Origin of the sequence: Variovorax ginsengisoli (assembly GCF_030486595.1) — a bacterium.
Classification (GTDB): Bacteria; Pseudomonadota; Gammaproteobacteria; order Burkholderiales; family Burkholderiaceae_C; genus Variovorax; species Variovorax ginsengisoli_B.
In genome coordinates, this window is record NZ_JAUJZH010000021.1 from 54,875 (window position 1) to 75,863 (window position 20,989).

Here is a 20,989-nt window from a genome sequence, read left to right on the forward strand (position 1 = left end):
CCGCGAAACCCCCGATACTCTCGGTCATGGACCAGCCTTCGAACGATCAGATGCCTGCCGCCGGCTGGCGCGCCGACGCCCTCGCGGCGGTCGCGCACCTGGAAGGCCAAGATGTTCCGCCTGGCGTCGCCGCGGCGCTGCGGATCCTGGCTTCCGCGCTGGCCGCGCCAGACGATCTGCCGGCCCAGGCCTGGCCGGCGCTCACCGAGAAAGCCCAGGTGCACGGCACCGTCTTCGAGCCGGGCACCTCGACCAGGACGGTCGTGGAAGAGGCCGTGCGGTATTACCTGTTCGAGCAGCAGCCGCCGCGCGTTGCGAGCCGGGCGAGTGTTCTGGATCGGTTCGGCGCGCAGGTCGGCGCCCTTACGAGCTCGAAGCCCGAGGGCGGAGCGTAGGCATCGAAGTGGACCCTACGGGGGTGTCCGTTCGCCTGGGGCGACGATCCGAACGGAGGCGTCTTCCGATACAAACAACCAATAAATGTCCAAGCGCTGGACCACCCAAGCGCTCACCTTATTGATCTGCGCATGGAAGGCCGGGGTGTCAGGCACGGCGAGACCGTGGCGCGAGCCTTGATCGGTCATGCCTTGCACGAGTTGGCCCATCCCGGTCCTAAAGTCCAGCCCAATCTGGGTTGTCACACCTTTCGCTTCGATCTGCCATGTCCCGCCAGTTCGCGCATGGCGGCACAGCAAATCGACTCGACCGTCGGAATCGACAGTGAAGCCAGCGTTGCGAAAGTGTGCCTCGATTGCTAGCTGCACGAACCCCTCATGTGGAAACTCGGTACCACGCTTGTATGTCCTAGTGGCTCCCATCTACACCTCGTTGTTCATGATCGGGCTAGGAGGCGGGGGTAATCCGGTACATCTCCAACGCGCGCCAAGCCACGAAAAACGCAGCGCCTGCGAGCAACATCCTGAACTGCCAGACGTAGGCGGTGTTGGCCTGATAGCTGTTGACCGTCATGGCCTGCAAAACGCCTTCCTTGGCGGCCTGGACGAGTTGAGGGTGGTCGGGCTGTGTAGGGTGAGTTCCCTGCTGTAGCTGTAGCAGCGCGTGATTCGCGACCACGGTTGCTTGCACCCGGTCGATTGCTCGAACGCCGAGCCAGAAGCTGGCCGCCCAGGACAGGACGGCAAGTCCAGCAGGAACTAGCCACCACGAGAGCGGAAGCCCCTCGGTCTTCTGCACAGCGAAGGCGATGGACGCGCCTGAAGCGGCGAGAACAAAGTAGGTGTACTTCTCCTGGCCTGCGGCGTGCAGTTTGTGCAAATCCGTGAGCTTGTCGTCCAACGCCATGTTGTCTCTCTAGTGCACTTGTGATGGTTGTATTTTGTCGGCGCCTTCACGCCCTCTGCGAATCGGGAACCCACAGACGCTCGGCGTCTGATTGCAAAGGGCCGTTCCAAACGCAACCGCTGCATGCCACAGCTCTGCCCAGCTACCGTGGCCGTAGCCTAGATGCGGCAAACCCACAAAGGGTTGACACGGGTGAAGATGCGTTTCCACGAGGCGCCCTAGCGGAAATCCAATCGGCTCCTGTATCGTGGAGTGAAAATGATCTCCGCAATGCAGCTCTCCTACAAACATAAGTCTTTCCTACTCGCCGCGAAGCTCGCAGGCGCCGCGCTGCTGGCGCTTGCGTCCCAGGTCGCTGGCGCGTGGAGCCTCGGCGCCGCGGCCGAGCATGCAGTCTCCGGTGCGGTCGCGAAGCATTCGCGTGCAGCGTTCCAGGACCAGGCCGCCGCACCGGTGGCGCTGCCCAGCGGTCGCGGCTTCAGCTCGTGCGCGAGCCTGTTCCCCCAGAAGAATCCCCTGAACGTTGCTTCGGTGAGCGCCGACTGGAAGCCGATCGCGCTCTGCTCGAATCAATTCGCCGTCCTCTACTCTGGTCTGAGCAAGACCCCCTTGGTCACCTTCGAGCGGCTGAATCGCGAACAGATTGCCGACGCGAAGGACGAGCAACGCACGGACCAGTTCTTCCCTGATCCGCGCCTGCCGCGCGGGGCGCGCGCCGAGCTCGAGGACTATCGAGGCAGTGGCCTGGACCGTGGGCACCTTGCCCCAGCCGGCGATCAACCTGATCCGGAATCGATGGCGCAGTCGTTCGCCCTGTCGAACATGGTCCCGCAGGACCAGACCAACAACCGGAAGATCTGGTCGAAGGTCGAGGGAGACGTGCGCAAGTTCGTGCGCCGCGCCAAGGGCGATGTCTACGTCTTCTCTGGCCCCATCTTCAACGCGCCGCGCCGCACGATCGGCCCCAATCGTGTGTGGGTGCCTTCGCACCTCTTCAAGCTGGTCTACGACGAGGCCTCGGGCCGCTCGTGGGCCTACATCCTCCCCAACACTGCTGATGCGCGGATCGAGGCGCCGATGGACTACGAGTCGTTTGTGAAGGCCACGGGCTGGAACCTCTTGAGCGCGGTGCACCAATGAGCGAAGCCCACACCTGCCACTGGCCCGGCTGCCATCAATCCGTGGCGCCAGATAAGTGGGGTTACTGAAGCGTCATGGGATACCCCCACGTTGTCAAGAAGTGCGCCGACTGCTGCCAGGTGAAGCCTGTCGCTGAGTTTTATGCCTCCAAAGGTCGGCCGGGCGGCGGGAGAGACGGCTTCTGCAAGGAGTGCCGTCGTGCCCGAGATCGATTGCGGCAGGCCAATCGTAACAAGGAGGTCGCCGCCAGACTCGCGAAGGATCCCCTCTATTTCAGGCGCAAGAAGCTGATCCGGATGTACGGCATTACGGTGGAGGATTTCGATGCCATGCTGGCCCGACAGGGCGGTGTCTGCGCTATATGCCAGCAGCCCGAGAGTAGGGTGCTCTATGGCCAAAACGCGGCGCTGGTCGTCGATCACAACCATCAGACGGGAAAGATGCGCGACCTGCTTTGTCACCGTTGCAATACAGCACTCGGGGTCGTTGAAGACGCCGAGTTCCTCGCCAAGGCGCTTGCCTACCTGGAGGCTCATGCATGACAAGCCACGCTGCCGACGCGCTATCGCAGGGGCTAGCGCGCCCCCATGCGTGTCATTGGCCGAACTGCTTGAAGCAGGTGCCACCCGCGAGGTTCATGTGCCGTGCCCACTGGTTCACTTTGCCCAAGGACCTTCGCGATCGCATCTGGGCGGCCTATGTACCCGGGCAAGAGATCACAAAGACGCCCAGCGCCGCCTACCTGGCGGCTGCACGCGAAGCACAAGCCTTCGCTCGCAATCATGTCCCCGCGAAGCGCGCGGCGCCCCCGGCGCCGCAAGCGGCGCTGTTCTGAGACGACGATGAACCACGAAGTCATAGTGGACGGCTGGTGCCTCTACTTGCTCGAATGCCGCGGCGGCGTCATGTACGCAGGAATCACCAACAAGCTGGCAGAGCGCTTCCCCGCGCACCAGGCCGGCAAGGGTGCGAAGTTCACCCGGGCGAACCCACCGTTGCGCATCCTTGGCGCCAGGCCCTACGCCGATCGATCTGAGGCCTCCAAGGCGGAATACGCGATCAAGAAACTGCCGCGCGGGCGCAAGCTCGCCTTCCTGAGTGCAGTCTGAAGACATGACGAACCCACAATTGAACCGACCCGCTATCCGCCCTGCAGTTGCGACACCGCAGCCGGCTGCCAAAGGTAAGTCGAGGTGGCTGGCATTGGGCGCGGCCGCGGCGGTGGTCCTGGTCGTCACGGCTGGCGCTGTCGTCTACCTGGCGAACCAGCGAGGCGAGGAGATCGCCAGCGAGCGGGCCGAGCGCACCGCGCAGATCGCGGCCGGCAAGCTCGTCCAGGCGTTCGTGGATTCGAAGAGCGTCCTCCTCATGAAGGACGGCGCCCGCCGCGAACTGGTGGGCGCGACGGCCACTCTGCTGTCAACGAAGCCGGTGGCTGGCGAGAAGCTCACCTGGCTGGCGTTGGGGCGGGCTGCCAGCGGCGCCTACTTTGGGCAGCGCTTCGGTGCGAACGAGAAGGGCGACGTGCGCCCTTTGACCGATGCGCAGGAGATCTCGGCAGAGGTCGCCCTCGGCGATCTGCGCGCGCAGATCTCGGCCAGCGGAGCGGATGTGGAGGCGACGCAGGCGTTCATTCAGGCGGCAACGACGGGCAAAGCCGTGCCCGTGAGTCGCTAGGCGTCGGTCATTGATCGGACAGAGCGCCCTGGGCATTCACCCGAACCGGGATCCAGTTGGTGCAGGCGCCGAGCGCGTCGTTGCTGGCACTCACACTCCCACCGCCCCAACTCCTCCCAATAAAGGATGACAAGCGGCAAGGTCTGCAGGACAGTGGGCACGCGATGGGACGACAGTCAAACCAGCACTCCACGCTATTGCGATTACCGCTACAAACAATACTGATGGGCTACGGGTGCAGGTCCGTTCGTGAGGTCTCGCCGGCAGTCTCTCCCACGATGCCCAACGTTTGATGTATGCGCGCATTCGCCTCTCTCGCGAATGCCCGGACGCATAGGAGGAAACATACATGGCAAAGCCACTACCGCCCACAGTGGGTGAACGTCTTGCCCGTTGTGGAATTCATGTGGATGTATGGGGAATTACGCCTGGCGCGGACGTCACCTTGGCAGTTGACGGGGCTACACAAACCATCTCCGGCCCGGCAACTGCCACGACCTTTAATGTTCCCGGCCTGGCACAAAGCCAGAAGGTACGCGCACGCCAGCGGGTTGGTGCAGAGGTCAGCGACTGGGGAAACGTCGTCGTTGTCGAAGATGTTCTCCTTCCGCCTCCCCCTCCCTTGACCGAAGCGACTATCCCAACCTGTGCGCAGTGCATGTCGGCATGGGGCGTCGCACCCGGAAGCCACGTGGCCATCACCCAAAGTCACCTAGTGGTTGCTGAAGGCGAGATCGGGCGCGACGGACTGGCATGCATGACAGTCAAGGTGAAGCCCCCTCCGGCGATGCAGTCATCCGCCACCACTTGCGGCTCGACCAGTCCACGGCTGGGCGCGGTAGGGGTGTACACCCCTTTGGAGCCGCTCCCGCCGCCCGTCATCATCGAGCCAGTTTTTGAATGTCAAAGCACTGTCGGCCTCTCTGGGCTTTTGCCGGGGGCTTCGGTCGAGATCTTTGTAACGGACGCAGGCGGGGTCACCGCCTCACTGGGCACCTTCTGCGCTTGTACGAGCCGGGTCGACGCCAATGTCGGTCGCCATATGAAGCCCGGCGACCGTATAAAGGCAACGCAGAGCATGATTAATGACCGATGGCAGTGTGGCCTGCGTGGCAAGGAGAGCCCCGACGTTGCAGTGGTTCCACCCGACTCGCACATCAAGCCAAAGATTGAAGAGAAAGTGTATGAAGGCGACCCCGTCTTACACGTAACAAATCAAATAGAAGGCGGAACGATTACTTTACTTTCGCGCGCGTCTTTATCAGACCCGGAAGAAGAGATCGGAAGCCGTCCGAGTTCTCGGTTCCCTGAGGTTCCACTGCCCAAACCGAGGATTCACGCTGGACAAGTGCTCCGGATCAAACAGGAGTTGTGTGGCGTCGAGGAGTTCTCGGACGCGGTTGTCGTGCAGGGGCCGCCGCCAAAGGTAGACCCGCCGAAAGTGCGCAAGCCGCTCTTCGGTTGCGGACAGATCGTGGTCGTGGATGACGTGCTTCCGGGCGCAACAGTTTACATTCGACAGACACTGCCATACCTGCTCCCACCACTCTCTCCGGAGTATCCAATTGGCCAGAAATGGTCAACCGGCACTTCAGTGCAGATCGAAGTGTTTCCCGCCCTGAACCCCGGCGCCAACGTAACCGCCTACCAGAAGGTTGGTAGCATCCTCAGCGACCGGGCGCCATGGGTACCAGCGACGCCGAGGACGGACCTACTTCCTCCCACAATCGAAGGACCGGTCAAAGTTGGCGACACATCGGTTTGGCTTTCAGGCGTCGTGCCTGGGGCGCATCTCCGTGTCTTTAACCGCGGGACTCCGGTCGGAAGTGGAAGCCTTCCGGGCGAAGATGGAGGTCTTGGTCTCTGGTGGGCAGTACCCGATGGAGCCATCCTCACGGCGACACAGGCGCTTTGCCAGGGGGAATCTCGCCCCTCGCCACCACGCCCAGCAGTACGGGGTGCCCCTTGCGAAGGTCCCCTGGCCTTCAATCCAGGAAAGTGGAACGTTGCTCCCCATCAGGGATGCAACAACTGCTACAACTATGCTTGCGATATTCAGACGGACAACTTCGCGCAACCGGGAGGGGGGGTGTCTGAGGTGAACTGCAATGACGTAGGCAAGGCAGCGATATCGGACGGGCTGCACGTGTGTACAACCGGTCATTGCCACCCTTGCCATCACCGGGTTGCGTTGGTCATCAATCCTGGCATTGACTACCATTGGTATCGTCAGGGGGCCGATGGGCTCTGGACTCACAAGCGCGGTTGCCAAGCGGCGAAAGACGTCGACGAGTCCAATAACCCCATCACCGACCCAAGTACGGCGGACCGCGGACCCTACTCGAACTTCTGTGGCTACTTTTGTGTCTACAAGCCGGAAGTGTCGATCAGCGGCCCAGGATGCAATTGTTGACCATGGTGCATTTTGAAGGAACGCAATATGTCGAGCGCCCCTGATCCAAATGTCGAAGTAATGCTGGATGTCTTTTCGGGACGGCCGAACCCGCTTTGGGCCCTGTCGGAACCACAAATCCAAGAGTTGCGCGCGCTGCTCGCGGCTTCACTGCACGCGCGGGTCGATGTCGCCGCAGAGCCACCCTATCTCGGCTATAGGGGCTTCGTGATTTTCAATCGACGCAAGGTCGAGGAAATCCCGCGAAAGGTGGAAGTGTTTGGTGGCATGCTCCTCGTGGATGACGAGCCTAGCGGCAAAAGGTCTGTCTATACAGATCCTTTTGGGTTGGAAGCTTGGCTGCTGGAGCAGGCAAGGGAGCGCGGGCACGCGGAGACCATAGCGCAGATGGGTGGACCATGCGTGCATCGCGGCCCGCGCAAACCATGTTGATGGCCGTGCGCGAAACCGAGCACTCCCAAACCAGATGAAGCTTGTCCGTCTGCCAAGTGGAACAGCGTGTGCGGCCGGTCGTAGCGCCGCATGCATTCGCGTCAGTCGAGGCGATCGATACGGCGCCGACCAAGCTGTAGATGTGGTTGAGCGAGACGGCCACTACGTCGACGCCATGGCCCACCACGCGCACAACTTCCGCGTTGGATCAATACGTGAGGATTTTTGGGGACACGATCGCGCCGCCGTCAGCGGCGAGGGCACGCCCGACCATCGTCTGGGAGGAAGTCGTCTCGCTTTGGACCACGGTGCGGACCAGCTGCATAAGGTCTGACGGGTCCAGGAAGCGCCCAGCACGCCCGATCCCGGGGTGCACGGTGCTCACCCAGACCGGGCGCGTGATGATCCCCTGGCCGTTGCGCGTTCGGTAGGCGAGATAGATCCAGTGTCCGGCCATGTCGCTCTCACTTCGCTGGCGGTTCGCTGGAACGGCTCGCGCGTATGTTTGCGTAGCCTGCAGCGCAGCGGTCGTCATGCTGACGGCCGCGCCCACCTCGGGATCAGCGGCGTCGGCGCCAAGTGCACCGCAGAGCGCAATGGCCTTTCCAGCGACATCGGCTGTGTTGAGGGAGCCGACGGTGAGGATGCTGCTTTCAGCGGCGAGTTGATCGTTCGCCCAGGTGGCGATCTTTGGTGCGTCGGAAGACAGCAGGGCGCCCGCGCCGAACCAGGCGTTCGCGACGTCGACGACGTAGATGAAGACATCCTTCCCCGCCAGCGTGTTGCCTGATGGATTGTTCGAAAGCGGATCGACTCGCACTGCCCAGCCGGGGTTGATGGTGCGAGCGAGGTCTTGCCAGAACTGGTGTTCGTTTTTCATCAAATCAAGATACCGGTCGCAGCGACGATCGCGCAAGGCAGCGCAGAAACTTCCTGCGGACTCAGTGCGCGTGGGGATGCGAGGCGGCTCAATGGCGGAACGGCACTGGCCCACCGGCGAGCACATACCCAGCCGCGACCAGGCCGATCACGAATGCGACGATCGTCCAGAGGTATGCATCGGTGATCCGATCGCCCAGGTTGTCGAGATCTGCGCGAAAGAAGCCCATGACAGCGCGCCGAAAGCCCAGCGACAGCGCCAGGCCGATCGCGGCGGCCACGGCCATGTGCCAGGCCTGCGCAGGGCGGTTGAAGCCCGCGAGGGAAAAGGTCCAGAGCCAGCCGGCGGTGATGAGCAGGAGTTCTGTGCGTGACTTGATGCTGCCGAGATCCATGGCTACTTCAACCTGTGCACTGAGGACGTGACTGCCTGGGGGCGCTGGCGGGCGCCCGGGCTGGGTTCGGCGGCTGCAGGCGACCCGTCCTTCGCCTTGCGCGGCTTGATGGGATGGAATGTGATCTTCTCGCCACCGGGTATGAGATCGATCTGGCCCGTGCGAGGGTTGTGGCGCCGCCGCGCGGCGTACTCGGTGCGCTTGAAGGTCCCGATGCCTTGGATCCAGCATTCACCGTTGACCATGGCGCTGCTGACGACACGGTTCATCAGGTTGAAGAAGAAGGCCACGCCGAACTCGGGCGACATGTTCAGCAGCTCGGCCTCCTTGCGAACGACGGCGTTGGCGCTGTAGCGGGTGCGCCGCTTGTTCGGCTTGCGCGGCTGTGGTGATGGGGTGGGCGAGATCATTGCAGGTGGTCCTCGTAGAGGGAGGATGCCAATTGGTGGGCGAGCTTGACCGTGCCGGTGGCGCCCTCGCGCTGCTTGGCGACGATCACTTCGGTGATCCCGGGTTCCGCCGTCTCGGGGTTGTAGGCCTCGTCGCGATACAGGAACATGATCACGTCCGCGTCCTGCTCTATCTGGCCCGATTCCTTCAGGTCGGACATCATGGGACGCTTGTTCGCGCGTTGTTCCACCGTCCGGCTGAGCTGAGCCAGAGCAACGACGGGGCATTTCAGTTCGCGTGCGAGCTGCTTGAGGCCCTTGGATGCGTCACCCACGACCACGCGAGCATCGGCACCCGGCTTGGCCGCGGCGCCGGCGGCGATGAGCTGCAGGTAGTCCACGCCGATGATCAGCTTCTTGCCCGCGTTCTGCGCGGCGAAGAGGCGCGAGCGCGTCCGGATCTCGGCCAGCGACAGGCCTGGCGACTCGTCGATGTAGATGTGCTGGTTCCCGAGCTTCTGCGCCGCCTCGTAAATCGCTTCCAGACGATCGGGCAACTGCTCCGAGCTGTTGAACACCGAACCGGGCACCCGGCCCGCGCGCGAGATCATCCGCTTGGCCATGGACGTGCCGCGCATTTCCATCGAGTAGAGGAGGGCAGCGCGACCCGCTTCGGCCGCGGCGAGCATGAAGTTCACCTCCATGGCGGTCTTGCCCATCGAGGGCCGTGCGGCGAGCACGATCAGATCCTCGTCGACCATGCCATAGCCACCGAGAAGCCTGTCCAGGCTCGGGAATCCGGTCGTGACGCCCGAATCGACCTCTTTGCCTTCCAGGCGCTGCTCGATCTGCTCGAGCACGACGGCGATGAACCCGACCACGTGCTCGGGGCCGGTGCGCGACGACTTTGCCGAGGTCCGGGCGTTGCCGGCGGCGTCTTCGAGCATGGTGGTCAGCGCCTCCACCGAGGTCTGTCCGAGGGCGGCCTTCTCCACCACGAGCTTGGCCGAGGCGAGCACCGTGCGGGTCACGCTCAGGTCCTTGATCCGGGTCGCCGCGGCCTGGATGGCCTCCACGCTGGCCGTCAGATAGGTGGGGTTCGTCGCGAGGTTGATGAGGTAGTCCTCGCCGCCCGTGAACACATTGTGCGTGAGCGAGGCGTCCACCAGGGCCGCCAGGTCGCGGGCCTGGCCGGATTGACCCAATTGCTGCCAGAGGCGGAACAGGTTGACGTGGATCTCTTCGCCGAAGTCCTGCGCGTTCAGGGTCGCTGCGATCTGGCCCGACAGATCTTCGCGGCCGTCCTGCATGAGCGAGCACAGCACCGTGCGCTCACTGATCTGCGAGACGAGGGGGTCGCTCGCCGTCGGGGACGCCACTGCTTCGTTCGCAGCCTCTGCTGGGGCCGGCTGCTGTGTACGTGGGAAGCCAAACGGTGCGGTTGTTGCGGTCATGAAAATATTTCGTACTAAACATTCTGAAACCGGAACCTAAAGATTTCAGTTTCTAGAAAACTGCACTTACGGATCGCAGTTCGTGTTGATATTCTGGAGACAACAAGCAACAACCGTCAATGCAAGTGCAAAAAGATTTCTGAATCTTTCTACATCAGACTACCATCGCGGACGAAAAAACCATGATCCAAACTCTTACCCACTCTGCGCTCGACATTCGCTGGTTCACCGAGTCCACGTGGTTCCACTCGTCCGATGCGACGGTGGTGCGCGCCGGTGTGCTCTTGCTCGAGGCGGCGTTTCGCTCGACCCAGCCGGCGACGATCCCTTGCGACCCGCTGATCCTCTCTCGTTTGAGCGGTTTGAGCGCAAATGTTTGGGCCGAGAACGGCGCGACCCTCCTTCAGGGGTTCGAGCAGGTCGAGGGAGGCGCATGGCGCCACACCAAGATGGCCGAGCTGTTCGATGCCGTGAACGAGCGGTTCGGGGCGCAGATCAAGGAACTCGTTGCCTCGTCCGCGCTTGCGAGCTTGGCTGTGGAAGAGTTCCCCCTCGTCGGCGAGGTGAAGCCCGCAGGCCGTAGCAAGGGAAAGCGTGCGCTCCCGAAGGACTACCAGTTCAACGAAGGTCTGGTGGCAAAGGCGGAGGAGGCCGGCTTCATCACCGACGAGCACAAAGCATGGCTGCTGCAGAAGTTCAAGGACTTCGCGACGTCGAGCGGGCGCCTCTATTCGAACTGGGACGCTACCGCGCGCAACTTCTTCACCAGCTCCATCACGCAGCGAGACTTCTTATCCAACTTCGGTTACTGGCCCCGTGACAGCAAGACCCGACTCATGCCCGCCCTTGGCGCGCCGTCGGCGCCGGTGCGCTCCGGTCCGCAGTCGTTCGAGTCCGCGGCCCTGAACGGCAGCAAGTCCTCCGTCGACCGGGTGCTTGCCAAGCGTTTCGGCGCCCAGAACGATGTCCAGGACGCAGATGTCAAGCCGGCGGCAGGTACTTCCGCGGCCTTCACCCAGGGTGGATTTGGATTCGGCTTCGCCCGCAACCGTGGCGCAGCACCGGGAGCCGCGGCATGAGCACGCAGGCAGAGATTGCAAGCGTCCTCGAGACGGCCGTTCAGGCCTGCGCCGCGTGCCGGCACGAACTCAACGACCTGGAGGTCACCGCCTGGTTGGCGGCGATCGAGTCGTTCGGCCCGGCCCCGACCACCAAGTTCCTCCTCAACTGGGTGTCGACCAACAGCCGGAAGGCGCCCACGGTGGCAGATCTGCGCAAGGCGCTTGACCCGACGTTCGTCGAGGAAGAGACCGCGCTCGAGCGCCTGTATCTCCTGGTGTGCCGCGTGGGCCCCTACGACGCACCGAAGGTGGAGACGACCGGCCCGATGCTCAGTCGTGCCATCGAGAACATGGGCGGATGGGCTCGGATCAACGAAATGATGCCTGACCGCGCAGAGGATCGGTTCGCCTGGAACGCCTTCGCGGAACGGTTCGCGACCGCTTTCGGTACGGCTCGCACGCAGGAATTCCAGGATTCCCTCTTGCCGCCCGAGCGGCGCCCGGCCTTGCCGACGCCAAAGGGGTTGCACGAGATCAGCATGAGGGCGTCACGAACCGAGGCCGACCTGCTACTGACCGACGCTGGCAGCGCGCCTAGAGGCTGAGCAATGGACGCCAGGACGCTGAATCCAGTGGGCTCCGACGCCCTCGCCCTTGCGGACGTGATCGCCCCCGCGATGACGGGTGCGCTCACGACCATCGCTGAATGGGTGGGCATCGTCGTGGCGGCCTTGTCGCTGTGCCTGCTGGGGGCCGTGATCTGGGCAGTTCAACTGGACTACGAGGTCATCGCGGTCACCCCCGCCGGCGCACTGGTCCCCTTGGATCAGCTCGACAAGAAGAACGAGGAATCCATCCGGGCCCGGCTCGCGGCGAATGCGCCGAGCGGGCAGGCCAGCCCAGGGGCGGCCGCGCCGGTGGCGCCCGGTCTCGACAGCCACGCCGCGAGGGCGACGCAGACCAACCCAACCCCGCGCAAGCGGGAAAGCAGCAAAGAATGAGCGCAGTGTTGAACAAGGCCAATGCGGCCAAAAAGGCGGCCGTCGCCGCCGCCGGTCCGAGCCACAAGGCGGGCGGTGCTGCCGCCCAAGTGAGCAAGCTCACGCGCCTGGTCGTCTGGCTCTCCATCGCGGTGGTTGCCCTGCTGGTGGCGCTGATCATCGCGTTCGTGTTCCTGACTAGGACGCACCGCGAGGTGATTGCTGCGACGCCGGAGGGTCGCCTGATTCCGATCGTCCCGCTGGACAAGCCCTACGTGAGCGACGCGCGCGTCCTCGGCTATGTGGACGAATGCGCCCGCATGGTCTTCAGCCACGACTTCCTTCACTGGCGCACCACGCTTCAGGGCTCGAAGACCTGCTTTACCGAAAAGGGTGGCGATGCTGTCGAAGAGGCACTCGCTCCCTGGGTAAAGGACATCGTCGACCGTGAGTTGACCATGTCCGTGAGCCTGTCGGACACGCCTGTGATTGCAAAGCGCGGTGAGTTCGACGGGAAGTTTGCCTGGCGCGTCCAGGCGCCGATCTCACTGTTTCGTCGGGGGACGAAGGTGAGCGATATGCCGCGGCCATTCATCCTGCATGTGGTCGTGCGGCGCGTGGGGCTCGACCAGAACCCGCGCGGCATTGCGATCGACAGCCTCCAGCTGGTCCCGGATTCGTCCAGGAACTAGCCGGCAGGTGCCATCCCCCCAACCCCATTCTTTTGACAACGAGGCGAGAAATCACATGAGCGCGAATCAACCCCAGCAGAACGTCGACCACGAATCGATCGGAATGTCCTTTGCCACCGCAGAGATGGACGCACTGGAAACGAGCCACCCCGAGTGGTATGCGATGTACAACGATGTGCTGCCCGACTCGCTGGCCAGCCGCGCCGAGCTCGCCGAACTGTGGGCCACCGCGCCGACGCCGTTCGCCAACGCCCTGATCTACGGCAAGTTCACGATGCGCCTGGAGATCGCAGCGCACACCGGCATTCCTTTCGTTTGAATCACGCCACGCGGTTGATGCGCTAATCGCGTTCAAACGAAAAGTTTGCAGGACAATATTGCTATGAACGAAAAAACCGACGCCGCGCCGCGATCGAAAAAGCGAGGCGCACCCAGCGTGAGCATGCGCCCGGCAACTGCAGCCGTCCTGATGGCCCTGCTTGGATGCCTGTCCTTTGGTGCGACTGCACAAGGCGTGTCTCGCGTCTCCAATCCGGCGGCCCCGAGCGGCCCGGCGCCGACTCAGCAAGCCCCGGGACCCTCGGCTGCGAGCCCCTTCGCCCAGAACGGACCCACGCCCGGTCAGCCGGCAGGAGCGCTGCCGTCCCCGGCGACGCCGCCGGCCCAGTCCGCCTCGGCGGCCATGCCAACGCCTTACGTGGCGACGACACAGGCCGTGCTGGACAAAATCGCGCCGCTGACGCCGAAGGAGATCGTGAACCTGCGCAAGCAGATCGACGAGCGCAAGGATGCATTCACGGAGAACATCTCCGGTCGCCCGCCTGCGCGGCCGACGAGCACGCAGACGACGGTGGACCTGTCGCCCGGTGCTACCCCACCGGTCGTGCGTGTCTCTCCCCGGCAGGGCGCGTCGATCACGTTCATCGATGCGGCAGGTCGCCCATGGCCCGTCGAGGCCGCTGACAACTTCAACGTGGCCGGCTACGGCGTGTCCGCGATGGCGGAGCACGTCTATTCGGTCGGGATGATTCAGCCGCAAATCGGCAATATAGCGTTCAAGCTCAAGGACATCGCCCGGCCGATCACGGTGACCGTCATGCCGGCCCAGGATGCAACGGACTACAGCCTCGACCTGGTCATCCCCAAGTTCGTGGGCGGCGTGCCCCCTACGGCCATGGCAAGCGCATCGCCCGCGCCATCGCACATGTCCGACGAACTGATGCCGTACCTCTATCGCACGCCACCGCGTGAGGCGCGCCGCCTCCAGGTGGCCGGCAGTGGCACGGACGAGATCATGGCGTGGCAGATCTCCCCAACAAGCATGGCGCTTCGCACGTCCGCCCAGATCCTTTCTCCGGCCTGGATGCGCCGCCAGGGCTCGCCCGATGGGGTCTTCGTCTACCAACTCCCGATCACTCCGGTGGTAGTGATTTCGCAAGGCGGTGAACTTCGCAATGTCGCCCTTGGCGGCATCAGCGTCGAGCCGGTCGGGTCAAACGCGACCACAGTTTCGGGCGCCATCTTGTCGAGCGCACGGAATCAGGGTTTCACCAAGTGACGGCAGAAGCGCAAATGAGCAACGAGAACCAAAACAACGACGGCGAACTCGAGTTCGCTGATGTGGAAACCGCCGAGAGCGCGGCGATCGCTGGGCCTGAAGCCGTGAACGGTAAAGGCAAGCGTCTCGACCCCGGCGCCAAGCGCGTGATGAAGTGGGTGGGCGGCGCATTCGCCGTCGCCCTCCTCGCCGTTGTCGGTCTGGTCTTCATGGCCAGCGGCAAGAAGGAAATGAAGGCCAAAGTCGACCTGCCGGCTCGTACGAACTCGGGAACGCAGACGGATGTGGTCCAGACCGACTATGAGCAAGGTCGCCTTGCCGAGCTTCAGGAGCAAAAGGCCGAGGCGAGCCGCAAAGCGGGAGGCGTGTACGTCCCGCCACCCGCGGGCGCGCCCGTGACGCATGCTGGCCCCGAAGGCCTGGGCGGACCGACCGGCCCAGGCGCGAGCTCGTACCAGACGTACGTGACGCCGCCGCAAGTTGCTATCCAGCCTGGCTCCTATCAGGATCCCGTGCGCCAGCAGGCCATTCAGGAGGGCTTGAATCGCCAGCTCGGCCTGCTTCTGGCCGACGCGCCAACTGGCGCCCCCATTGCTCGGGTTGCCGCCTACCAGGATCCGAAGGCGACCGAAAAGGCTCAGCAGGTACTGGCTGTCCAGGGCCAGGGCGTTGCCGCTGCGAGCATCGCGACCGAGGATCTCGACCTCCCCGGCCCGCTGACCATTCACGCCGCGCGCACCACGTCGCCGATCGACACCGAGAAGTCGCCGTATGTCTCGGCAGAGGTCCTCGGCGGCAAGTTCGCTGGCGCGTTCCTCAAGGGCACGGCTGTGCTGAATCAGGGCGAAGGCCTCCAAGTGACTTTCACCGACATCCGCTTCAACGGCAAGGTCGCCAAGATCAATGCTGTCGCGCTGGATGAACAGACCTCGGCCGACGCGCTGAATGGCAGCATCGATCGGCACATCCTGTCGCGCTACGTCCTCCCGATCACGTTCGCCACGGTGAGCGGTGCGGCCAGTGCGATCGCGCAGCGCAGCTCGCAGGTCGTGACGAATGGGCTCTCGACCTCGGTGGTCCTGCCTGAAGCGACGGACAAGCAGGCCGCGGCTGCTGGCCTTTCCTCGGCCACCCAAGTCGGCCAGCAGCTGGTGCAGTCGCTGGCTCAGCAGAAGAACACGGTGAGACTGCCGGCGAACACCCTCATCGGTGTTCTGTTCAACACCGTCCAGACGGCGTCCTCCACGACGCCTGCACCGCAGCAGCAGCAAGTCCAGGCCCAGCCCGAGCAGGCGCAGCGCCAGGCGCAACAGGCCCAGCCGGCTGTCTCGTCGTTCAACCTGGCGACTGGCATGAACTACGGCACGTTCGCTCCGACCGTGCCCCCGATCAATCAAGTCCAGGTGCGCTACTGATGAGCAATTTCGAAGAAGACCGCACCGGCGCGCAGGGCAACGACGAGGCTCTCGACGACCTTTGGGCGGCGGAGGGCGGTCCCGAGGGCTCCGTCCTTCACGGCGCCGATGAACCCGGGTTCGACAACAGCGAAGCACGGGACACCCTGAGCGAGTCGCTGGAGGATCCGGTGGACGCCATTCCTCGCGATCCCGGGAGCGATCCTGAACCATCACCGAAGAAGAGCTCCAGCTTGCCGTTCTATGGCGCGGTAGGGGCGGTCGTGCTCGTCGCGGCCGGCCTGGTTGGGTACAAGACTGGCCTGATCGGGGGGCCGTCGCGAAAACCGATCGAGCCCGTCATTGCTTCGGCAATGGACACCCAAACGGCAGGCGATAAGGCGAGGAAGCCCGATGGCATGCTCGACGCGGCCAGCGCCGGCAAGCTGACCAGCTCGGATCTGTTCGGAGAAAACGGTTCGAAGTCGGCGCCTGCGTTCGATGCTGAGGCAGATCTTCTCGCGGACAAGGGTCCTGCGCCTGCTGCTGCTCCGCCCGCTCCTGCGGCTGTCGAGGTTGCCCAGTCCGCCCCGAAGGCGCCCGAGGTGGCTCCGGCAGTGGTGGCGCAGGCTCCAGCGCCGGCACCGGCACCGGCACCGGCACCGATTGCACCGCCTCCTGCGCGCGTGAACGAAGTTCAGAAGATCGCCCCAGCTGCGCCGGCGCCAGTGGAAGTTGCCAAGGCGACGCCGAAGGCCGTCCCGACGGCTGACGCAACTGGCGCCAAGGCAGAAAGCCCCAAGCCGGCGAAGCGAGCTCGCGTTGCCACGGCGAAGGTGTCGACGCCGGCAAAGGCCGTGGCGCCGCGCGTGGTGGCGGACAAGCCCGCGCGCATCGTCCGACTTGCCGATGCCCGCAAGCCTCCCAAGGCGAGCGGCAAGGCTCGTCGCGCCGTCGAGAAGGATTCGACGCCCGAGTCGAAGGAAGTGCTGGCCGGTTGGAAGCTGCGCGGCACCTGGCCGAATCACGGTCCGAGCCAGCTGGCCTGGGTCGCCGACGAGCAAGGCCGCCTGACGACGGTTTCCGTTGGCGCAACCGTGGCGGGCGCTCGCGTCCTGTCCATCGGCAAGCGCGGCGAGGTGGTGCAGACCTCTGCCGGCCTGATCCTTCCCTGAGGTACTAAGCCATGCCAGATTTCGGCGGTTTCCTGAACGAGTTCGCCGCGCTCGGAAAGGCGTTCGTACCGCTCGTCTACTGGGCGGCGCTGCTGATCGGCTTCTTCTTCGCGGGTTCAGCCCTGCACAAGATCGCCAAGATGGGTCACGACCAAGCTGGCGGCCAGCAGCCCACTTGGGCTGGCGTGGGCGGCAATCTGCTGGTGACCATCGGGGCCACGATGCTCTCGGCCTGGGTTGAGTCCCTCACGAGGGACTACGGCGGCATAGGCGAGGGCGTTGCATCGCAGATGGCCTACATGCGCGACGGAAGCGCCGGTTCGCTGAAGCCGCTGTGGAACGCGATCTACGCCTGGCTCTTCCTACTGGGTGTGTGCGCAATCTTCCGCGCATTCCTGCTCTTCAATCGTGCTGCGCAAGGCCACGCCCAAGAGGGCGACGGGTTCTGGCGTGGCTTCTGGCACATCCTCGGGGGAGCGATTCTCGTGAACATTGCAACACATTGAACTCCGCTTCATTTTCCACCACTCTGGCGTTCGCGCCAATTAATTGCCACGGTAGGCATACGCCTTTCGTTCTAACTTGTCAACCACCAGTCCCTGCAGGAGCTAACTTGAAAAACCTGATCGCCAACCTGAACGTCCGCATCGCCATGGGCCTTGCGAACCACGCTGCACTGGGCCGCAACGCCGCAGTAGCCGTCGTAACCACCGCGCTCGCAAGCAGCGCCTTCGCGCTCGACGCGAACACCTCGGTCAATTCGTTGATCAACCTCTTCAAGCAGGGCATCACGCTGTTCCAGTGGGCGATGGTCCTGGGCGGCATGGCCTCGATCTGCTACGGCCTCCTGAAGTGGAAGAAGAAGGGCCAGGACAACGGCGGCGACCAGGTCGAGGCACGTCAGATCTGGATGCCGATCTCTGCTGGCGCCGCGATGATCTGCATCTGGGCGATCGTCGAGTTCGCGGTGACCGCCGCCGGCGGTAGCACTGGAGATATCGGGAAAGTTCAAAGTTTCTAGCGATTAAATCGCCGAAAAGAATAATCCGCGAAAAACTACTACCGCAGTGTTTAAAATGTAGTAGCTAGAGCGAGAATGTTCCGGCGCCCTAGGGCGCACCATGCTGGTCGACGTCGGGGAGGATTCGTCTCTCCCTGCAGTCGGCCATTTTTTTGCCCTCGAAGAATGTTCAAACTCATCCCTGGTATCAAGCGCAGCGTCTTTCGAGACAACGACCCGCGGGCCAAGCAGGCCGACGCGGTCTTTGTCGCGCGCCGGCCCCAGGTGCTTGAGAAGTCACGGTACACGTGCCAGGGGTGCCTGTACCGTTCGATGCAGACCGCGAAGAAGCCGACCAAGCTTCAGGTGCATCACCAGGACGACGACCACCACAACAACGACGACAGCAACCTGGCGCCGATCTGCGGCCTGTGTCACGGCTACCCGCATCTGGGCTGCAAGACGGCCTCGACGGGTGGCGGCGGAGGCCTTGCATCTGACGCGCAGCTGGCGGCGATCCCCGAGCTTGCGGCGGCCGACCTGAACAACCTGCTGCGCGCCATCGGGGCGGCGATGTCCGATCCCAACGAGGCGGCAGTGGCCAAGCAGATCTACGACGTGCTGTGCGAGCGCGTTCTGCCCGTTCGCAAGGCGTTCGGTACGTCCAAGGCGCTGGACTTCGCCGGCGCCATGTCCAAGCTCAACTCGGTCGACTACGCGGCGCGCGGCGACGCTGTCTTCGATCTGCGGATCGTGTGGAAGGCGGACGTGCTCAAGAAGGCCGGTGCCGACATGCTCGAGGACCACCCGTCGTTGAAGCCGAGCTCGTGGCACGCCTCCTACGGCGAGCTCGTGGAAGAGGCGCTGGCCTCCCAGGCCTGAGTCCAAGAAACGGACGCACAAGATGGCAATCACCCAGGCCCGCCAAGGTTCCCACCGCAGCTCCCAGCCCACCGAGGAGGAGTTGCCCACGGCCGTCGGTACCGCCCCGGAGTTCGGCGTGGCGCACTTCGACCTGCAGGACGTCACCTCTGGTGGCATCTGCTATTCGACCAATGGCGGCTTCCGACGTTTCCAGTCTGGCGGCGACCTGATGAATCTCATCTGGGTGACGAACCTGGACATGGTGCCCAAGCAGCTTCCCAGCCTGCGTTCGAACAAGTTCCTTCAGACCAAGCTCACCACGCTGGCCGAGGATCTCGGTGTCGAGCTCACGGGCTTCAAGCAGGTGAACGGGGTCGACAAAGGCGGGATGGTCGACGTCGCACGTGTGCTGAATCACACCCGCGACCTGGTCGTGGCCGCCTACCCGTGGAAGGCGCCTGATCGGGAGTGGAACAAGCCCCGCTTGAGCGAGTGCATCGCCGAGCTGCTGCCCTCGGTGGAGCGCTCGGTGCCTCAGATCGAAGTGGCACTGCGCGGGGCGTACCAATCGTGGTCCAGCCCGCAGATGCAGCAGAAGATGATGTACGACCGCGGCTCGCGGATGATCTACTTCCGCCGCAACCGTGTCGAGCACGCTCTGGACATCATGCGCACACCGCTCCCGACCAGCGGTTGGTACAAGCAGCCTTTCCTGGACCTTGACAACCTGCTGGACGCCGGCCAGCCCACACTTGTCGAGGTGGCGATCGAGTGGCGCAACGCCGACGCTGACACGGTTTCATTGATCGCGTTCGGTGCTGATGCCGGAAACACGCCGCATATTCGCCGGTGGGTCTCTCAGATCGAATTGACGTGGCTCCTGAAGTACGCCCGGATCTCGGTGCTGTCGGCCTACCAGGCCAACGCGGCCGCACCGCTGCCCGCGCAGCTGCAGCTTCCAAGCGTGATCGCCGGCGATCCGATCTACCAGCTGTCGATCCCGCACGGTCTTGTCGCCGAGGCGCATTGGGCGGGCCTGGCCAGGCCGCAGTACAACCGCATGAAGCGTCAGTCCGAGGTCACCACGACGTCTGTCTGGTACCGGGCGATGGATCGCGCGATTTCATTCCAGATGGCCCTCGCGGCGAAGGAGTTGGGCGGCAACGTGACCGGCTACGGCTCAGGCGGCGTGCAGGTGCGCATGGAGAACTTGTCAGTACAGCAATTGCTTGAAGTGGCCGATGCCGTCGGCGCCAGCCATCCGTGCTTGGCGTCCGAGGTCGTTGGCCGGGAGAGGGGGGATTCTTGAACGCAGTAACCACAGACAGCGGGTCGCGCCTCGCGCAAATGCTCGCACAGGCACCGGTGGCCGGGCCCGATTACGCAGAATGGCTCACGATGTGGTGCCAGAGCGGAGCGCGCAACGAAGGCGATGCGCCGGCGCAGCCTTTCCGTTTCATGCTCCGAAAGGACCGGAGGCCGCTCGACGTTCTGGACGAGGACAACCTGCTGCCGATGCGCAGGCTGCTCTCCCACCATCCGGGCGCGCCGATGGCATTCGCGGAGATCTGCCGCCAGGGCTCGGGCTTCATGCGCATGCGCTCGCTGGTCGAGTACCTCAAGGTCCAGTCCGAGCAGCCGTCGGTGACCAACGCGAGCGATCAAGGGTCGGCGACGGCCTATGTGAGCCCGCTGCACGTCAATGAGGTCATGCGGGGCTTCCACATTGAAGACTCCGAGGAGGCCGAACAGGAGATCGCACGGCTGCGGGGGATCGCGCGTGAGCAGGTGATGCGAGATCTGCTTGGGATCGCGGGCGATGCGTCGGAGCGAGCCTTCAACGCCGCGGCGAGTACGTGGCTGCGCAAGGAATACACCCGGCGCCAGGCGGCCGAGAAGCCGCGGGTCGGGAGTGGTGTCTCCGCGGCGTCGAGCGCGACCGGCGCGAGCCGCGAGCCGGTCCCTGAACACGCGGTTGCTCTCCCGTCGGAGCGCCCCGGACGTCTGGCCTTCCGCGCCGGTGCGCCGGGCGCGCAGCAACCCGATGAGGCACATGCCGAGCCGACCAGGTCCAAGACAGCGCCAACGGCTGACAAGCCGCTCGGCTTCGGGTTCCGCCGGCCCGCGGGCTGAGCGGTCCGCGCTCCACTTTCCACGCGCATCGAGCGCACCAGACATCGAGGA

26 protein-coding genes are annotated in these 20,989 nt (G+C 64.0%); 20 read left to right on the forward strand and 6 right to left on the reverse strand.

Going from position 1 to position 20,989, the window contains the following annotated elements; genetic code table 11:
- The first annotated feature begins 26 nt into the window (after positions 1–26).
- Complete coding sequence (locus QZH52_RS25390) at positions 27–395, forward strand: hypothetical protein (protein WP_301813393.1); 369 nt, start codon at positions 27–29, stop codon at positions 393–395.
- 15 nt (positions 396–410) lie between these two features.
- Here the strand turns inward: QZH52_RS25390 and QZH52_RS25395 are convergent, their stop codons facing one another.
- Both QZH52_RS25395 and QZH52_RS25400 read right to left on the reverse strand, forming a co-directional pair.
- Positions 411–764 carry a hypothetical protein gene (locus QZH52_RS25395; RefSeq protein WP_301813395.1) on the reverse strand — a complete coding sequence of 118 codons (354 nt, stop codon included), beginning with the start codon at positions 762–764 and terminating at the stop codon, positions 411–413.
- 79 nt (positions 765–843) lie between these two features.
- Positions 844–1,302: a hypothetical protein gene (locus tag QZH52_RS25400; protein WP_301813396.1), complete on the reverse strand. Its 459-nt coding sequence runs from the start codon at positions 1,300–1,302 to the stop codon at positions 844–846.
- A 270-nt stretch (positions 1,303–1,572) separates the two neighbouring features.
- On the opposite strand from QZH52_RS25400, the gene QZH52_RS25405 reads away from it, so the two are divergent.
- The 6 genes from QZH52_RS25405 to QZH52_RS25430 all read left to right on the forward strand — a co-directional run bounded on the left by QZH52_RS25405 (position 1,573) and on the right by QZH52_RS25430 (position 6,964).
- Positions 1,573–2,442, forward strand: a complete 870-nt coding sequence (locus QZH52_RS25405; RefSeq protein WP_301813398.1) for a DNA/RNA non-specific endonuclease — start codon at positions 1,573–1,575, stop codon at positions 2,440–2,442.
- 74 nt (positions 2,443–2,516) lie between these two features.
- Positions 2,517–2,984 (forward strand): endonuclease VII domain-containing protein, encoded by a 468-nt coding sequence (locus QZH52_RS25410; protein ID WP_301813400.1) that lies wholly within the window; start codon positions 2,517–2,519, stop codon positions 2,982–2,984.
- A 300-nt stretch (positions 2,985–3,284) separates the two neighbouring features.
- A complete protein-coding gene (locus QZH52_RS25415) occupies positions 3,285–3,551 on the forward strand; it encodes a GIY-YIG nuclease family protein (RefSeq protein ID WP_301813401.1) in 267 nt (88 codons plus the stop codon).
- Positions 3,552–3,555: 4 nt separating this feature from the next.
- Positions 3,556–4,119 carry a hypothetical protein gene (locus QZH52_RS25420; RefSeq protein WP_301813402.1) on the forward strand — a complete coding sequence of 188 codons (564 nt, stop codon included), beginning with the start codon at positions 3,556–3,558 and terminating at the stop codon, positions 4,117–4,119.
- A gap of 691 nt (positions 4,120–4,810) precedes the next feature.
- Positions 4,811–6,532 (forward strand): hypothetical protein, encoded by a 1,722-nt coding sequence (locus tag QZH52_RS25425; protein ID WP_301813403.1) that lies wholly within the window; start codon positions 4,811–4,813, stop codon positions 6,530–6,532.
- A gap of 27 nt (positions 6,533–6,559) precedes the next feature.
- Positions 6,560–6,964, forward strand: coding sequence for a hypothetical protein (locus tag QZH52_RS25430; RefSeq protein ID WP_301813406.1), 405 nt, complete (start codon positions 6,560–6,562; stop codon positions 6,962–6,964).
- A 208-nt stretch (positions 6,965–7,172) separates the two neighbouring features.
- On the opposite strand, the gene QZH52_RS25435 is transcribed toward QZH52_RS25430, so the two are convergent.
- Genes QZH52_RS25435 through QZH52_RS25450 form a run of 4 tightly spaced genes read right to left on the reverse strand, consistent with a single transcriptional unit; the run spans position 7,173 to position 10,081 of the window.
- Complete coding sequence (locus tag QZH52_RS25435) at positions 7,173–7,880, reverse strand: hypothetical protein (RefSeq protein WP_301813407.1); 708 nt, start codon at positions 7,878–7,880, stop codon at positions 7,173–7,175.
- 52 nt (positions 7,881–7,932) lie between these two features.
- Positions 7,933–8,238, reverse strand: coding sequence for a hypothetical protein (locus QZH52_RS25440; RefSeq protein ID WP_301813408.1), 306 nt, complete (start codon positions 8,236–8,238; stop codon positions 7,933–7,935).
- 2 nt (positions 8,239–8,240) lie between these two features.
- On the reverse strand, positions 8,241–8,648 hold the full coding sequence (locus QZH52_RS25445; protein WP_301813410.1) for an HU family DNA-binding protein: 408 nt from the start codon (positions 8,646–8,648) through the stop codon (positions 8,241–8,243).
- Positions 8,645–10,081, reverse strand: a complete 1,437-nt coding sequence (locus tag QZH52_RS25450) for a DnaB-like helicase C-terminal domain-containing protein (RefSeq protein WP_301813411.1) — start codon at positions 10,079–10,081, stop codon at positions 8,645–8,647. Before QZH52_RS25450 ends, QZH52_RS25445 begins: the two co-directional genes overlap by 4 nt.
- Positions 10,082–10,263: 182 nt before the next feature.
- Here QZH52_RS25450 and QZH52_RS25455 point away from each other — a divergent pair, with 182 nt between their 5' ends.
- The 13 genes from QZH52_RS25455 to QZH52_RS25515 all read left to right on the forward strand — a co-directional run bounded on the left by QZH52_RS25455 (position 10,264) and on the right by QZH52_RS25515 (position 20,938).
- A complete protein-coding gene (locus QZH52_RS25455; RefSeq protein ID WP_301813413.1) occupies positions 10,264–11,160 on the forward strand; it encodes a hypothetical protein in 897 nt (298 codons plus the stop codon).
- A complete protein-coding gene (locus QZH52_RS25460; RefSeq protein ID WP_301813415.1) occupies positions 11,157–11,747 on the forward strand; it encodes a hypothetical protein in 591 nt (196 codons plus the stop codon). Before QZH52_RS25455 ends, QZH52_RS25460 begins: the two co-directional genes overlap by 4 nt.
- Before the next feature lie 3 nt (positions 11,748–11,750).
- A complete protein-coding gene (locus tag QZH52_RS25465; protein ID WP_301813416.1) occupies positions 11,751–12,143 on the forward strand; it encodes a hypothetical protein in 393 nt (130 codons plus the stop codon).
- Positions 12,140–12,814: a DotI/IcmL family type IV secretion protein gene (locus QZH52_RS25470; RefSeq protein WP_301813417.1), complete on the forward strand. Its 675-nt coding sequence runs from the start codon at positions 12,140–12,142 to the stop codon at positions 12,812–12,814. Before QZH52_RS25465 ends, QZH52_RS25470 begins: the two co-directional genes overlap by 4 nt.
- Before the next feature lie 55 nt (positions 12,815–12,869).
- Positions 12,870–13,133 carry a hypothetical protein gene (locus QZH52_RS25475; protein WP_301813418.1) on the forward strand — a complete coding sequence of 88 codons (264 nt, stop codon included), beginning with the start codon at positions 12,870–12,872 and terminating at the stop codon, positions 13,131–13,133.
- 63 nt (positions 13,134–13,196) lie between these two features.
- A complete protein-coding gene (locus QZH52_RS25480) occupies positions 13,197–14,372 on the forward strand; it encodes a DotH/IcmK family type IV secretion protein (RefSeq protein ID WP_301813419.1) in 1,176 nt (391 codons plus the stop codon).
- A gap of 14 nt (positions 14,373–14,386) precedes the next feature.
- A complete protein-coding gene (locus QZH52_RS25485) occupies positions 14,387–15,787 on the forward strand; it encodes a DotG/IcmE/VirB10 family type IV secretion system protein (protein WP_301813420.1) in 1,401 nt (466 codons plus the stop codon).
- The gene (locus QZH52_RS25490; protein WP_301813421.1) at positions 15,787–16,941 is read left to right on the forward strand and encodes a hypothetical protein; all 1,155 of its coding nucleotides are present in this window, start codon (positions 15,787–15,789) and stop codon (positions 16,939–16,941) included. Before QZH52_RS25485 ends, QZH52_RS25490 begins: the two co-directional genes overlap by 1 nt.
- Before the next feature lie 11 nt (positions 16,942–16,952).
- The gene (locus QZH52_RS25495) at positions 16,953–17,447 is read left to right on the forward strand and encodes a hypothetical protein (RefSeq protein ID WP_301813422.1); all 495 of its coding nucleotides are present in this window, start codon (positions 16,953–16,955) and stop codon (positions 17,445–17,447) included.
- Positions 17,448–17,554: 107 nt separating this feature from the next.
- A complete protein-coding gene (locus QZH52_RS25500) occupies positions 17,555–17,962 on the forward strand; it encodes a DUF6750 family protein (RefSeq protein WP_301813424.1) in 408 nt (135 codons plus the stop codon).
- A 165-nt stretch (positions 17,963–18,127) separates the two neighbouring features.
- Entirely contained in the window at positions 18,128–18,823 is a 696-nt protein-coding gene (locus QZH52_RS25505; protein ID WP_301813426.1) for a hypothetical protein, read from the forward strand.
- 22 nt (positions 18,824–18,845) lie between these two features.
- On the forward strand, positions 18,846–20,114 hold the full coding sequence (locus tag QZH52_RS25510; RefSeq protein ID WP_301813427.1) for a hypothetical protein: 1,269 nt from the start codon (positions 18,846–18,848) through the stop codon (positions 20,112–20,114).
- On the forward strand, positions 20,111–20,938 hold the full coding sequence (locus QZH52_RS25515; protein WP_301813430.1) for a hypothetical protein: 828 nt from the start codon (positions 20,111–20,113) through the stop codon (positions 20,936–20,938). The genes QZH52_RS25510 and QZH52_RS25515 overlap by 4 nt, the downstream gene beginning before the upstream one ends.
- Positions 20,939–20,989: the final 51 nt, after the last annotated feature.

Excerpts from the sequence above, each read along its gene's own strand:
- QZH52_RS25430 (WP_301813406.1), top strand. The coding sequence starts at position 6,560 with ATGTCGAGCGCCCCTGATCCAAATGTCGAAGTAATGCTGGATGTCTTT.
- QZH52_RS25390 (WP_301813393.1), top strand. The coding sequence starts at position 27 with ATGGACCAGCCTTCGAACGATCAGATGCCTGCCGCCGGCTGGCGCGCC.
- QZH52_RS25455 (WP_301813413.1), top strand. The coding sequence starts at position 10,264 with ATGATCCAAACTCTTACCCACTCTGCGCTCGACATTCGCTGGTTCACC.
- QZH52_RS25440 (WP_301813408.1), bottom strand. The coding sequence starts at position 8,238 with ATGGATCTCGGCAGCATCAAGTCACGCACAGAACTCCTGCTCATCACC.
- QZH52_RS25470 (WP_301813417.1), top strand. The coding sequence starts at position 12,140 with ATGAGCGCAGTGTTGAACAAGGCCAATGCGGCCAAAAAGGCGGCCGTC.
- QZH52_RS25410 (WP_301813400.1), top strand. The coding sequence starts at position 2,517 with ATGGGATACCCCCACGTTGTCAAGAAGTGCGCCGACTGCTGCCAGGTG.
- QZH52_RS25445 (WP_301813410.1), bottom strand. The coding sequence starts at position 8,648 with ATGATCTCGCCCACCCCATCACCACAGCCGCGCAAGCCGAACAAGCGG.
- QZH52_RS25460 (WP_301813415.1), top strand. The coding sequence starts at position 11,157 with ATGAGCACGCAGGCAGAGATTGCAAGCGTCCTCGAGACGGCCGTTCAG.
- QZH52_RS25480 (WP_301813419.1), top strand. The coding sequence starts at position 13,197 with ATGAACGAAAAAACCGACGCCGCGCCGCGATCGAAAAAGCGAGGCGCA.
- QZH52_RS25485 (WP_301813420.1), top strand. The coding sequence starts at position 14,387 with ATGAGCAACGAGAACCAAAACAACGACGGCGAACTCGAGTTCGCTGAT.
- QZH52_RS25450 (WP_301813411.1), bottom strand. The coding sequence starts at position 10,081 with ATGACCGCAACAACCGCACCGTTTGGCTTCCCACGTACACAGCAGCCG.
- QZH52_RS25420 (WP_301813402.1), top strand. The coding sequence starts at position 3,556 with ATGACGAACCCACAATTGAACCGACCCGCTATCCGCCCTGCAGTTGCG.
- QZH52_RS25405 (WP_301813398.1), top strand. The coding sequence starts at position 1,573 with ATGCAGCTCTCCTACAAACATAAGTCTTTCCTACTCGCCGCGAAGCTC.
- QZH52_RS25465 (WP_301813416.1), top strand. The coding sequence starts at position 11,751 with ATGGACGCCAGGACGCTGAATCCAGTGGGCTCCGACGCCCTCGCCCTT.
- QZH52_RS25495 (WP_301813422.1), top strand. The coding sequence starts at position 16,953 with ATGCCAGATTTCGGCGGTTTCCTGAACGAGTTCGCCGCGCTCGGAAAG.
- QZH52_RS25400 (WP_301813396.1), bottom strand. The coding sequence starts at position 1,302 with ATGGCGTTGGACGACAAGCTCACGGATTTGCACAAACTGCACGCCGCA.
- QZH52_RS25475 (WP_301813418.1), top strand. The coding sequence starts at position 12,870 with ATGAGCGCGAATCAACCCCAGCAGAACGTCGACCACGAATCGATCGGA.
- QZH52_RS25415 (WP_301813401.1), top strand. The coding sequence starts at position 3,285 with ATGAACCACGAAGTCATAGTGGACGGCTGGTGCCTCTACTTGCTCGAA.
- QZH52_RS25510 (WP_301813427.1), top strand. The coding sequence starts at position 18,846 with ATGGCAATCACCCAGGCCCGCCAAGGTTCCCACCGCAGCTCCCAGCCC.
- QZH52_RS25490 (WP_301813421.1), top strand. The coding sequence starts at position 15,787 with ATGAGCAATTTCGAAGAAGACCGCACCGGCGCGCAGGGCAACGACGAG.
- QZH52_RS25505 (WP_301813426.1), top strand. The coding sequence starts at position 18,128 with ATGTTCAAACTCATCCCTGGTATCAAGCGCAGCGTCTTTCGAGACAAC.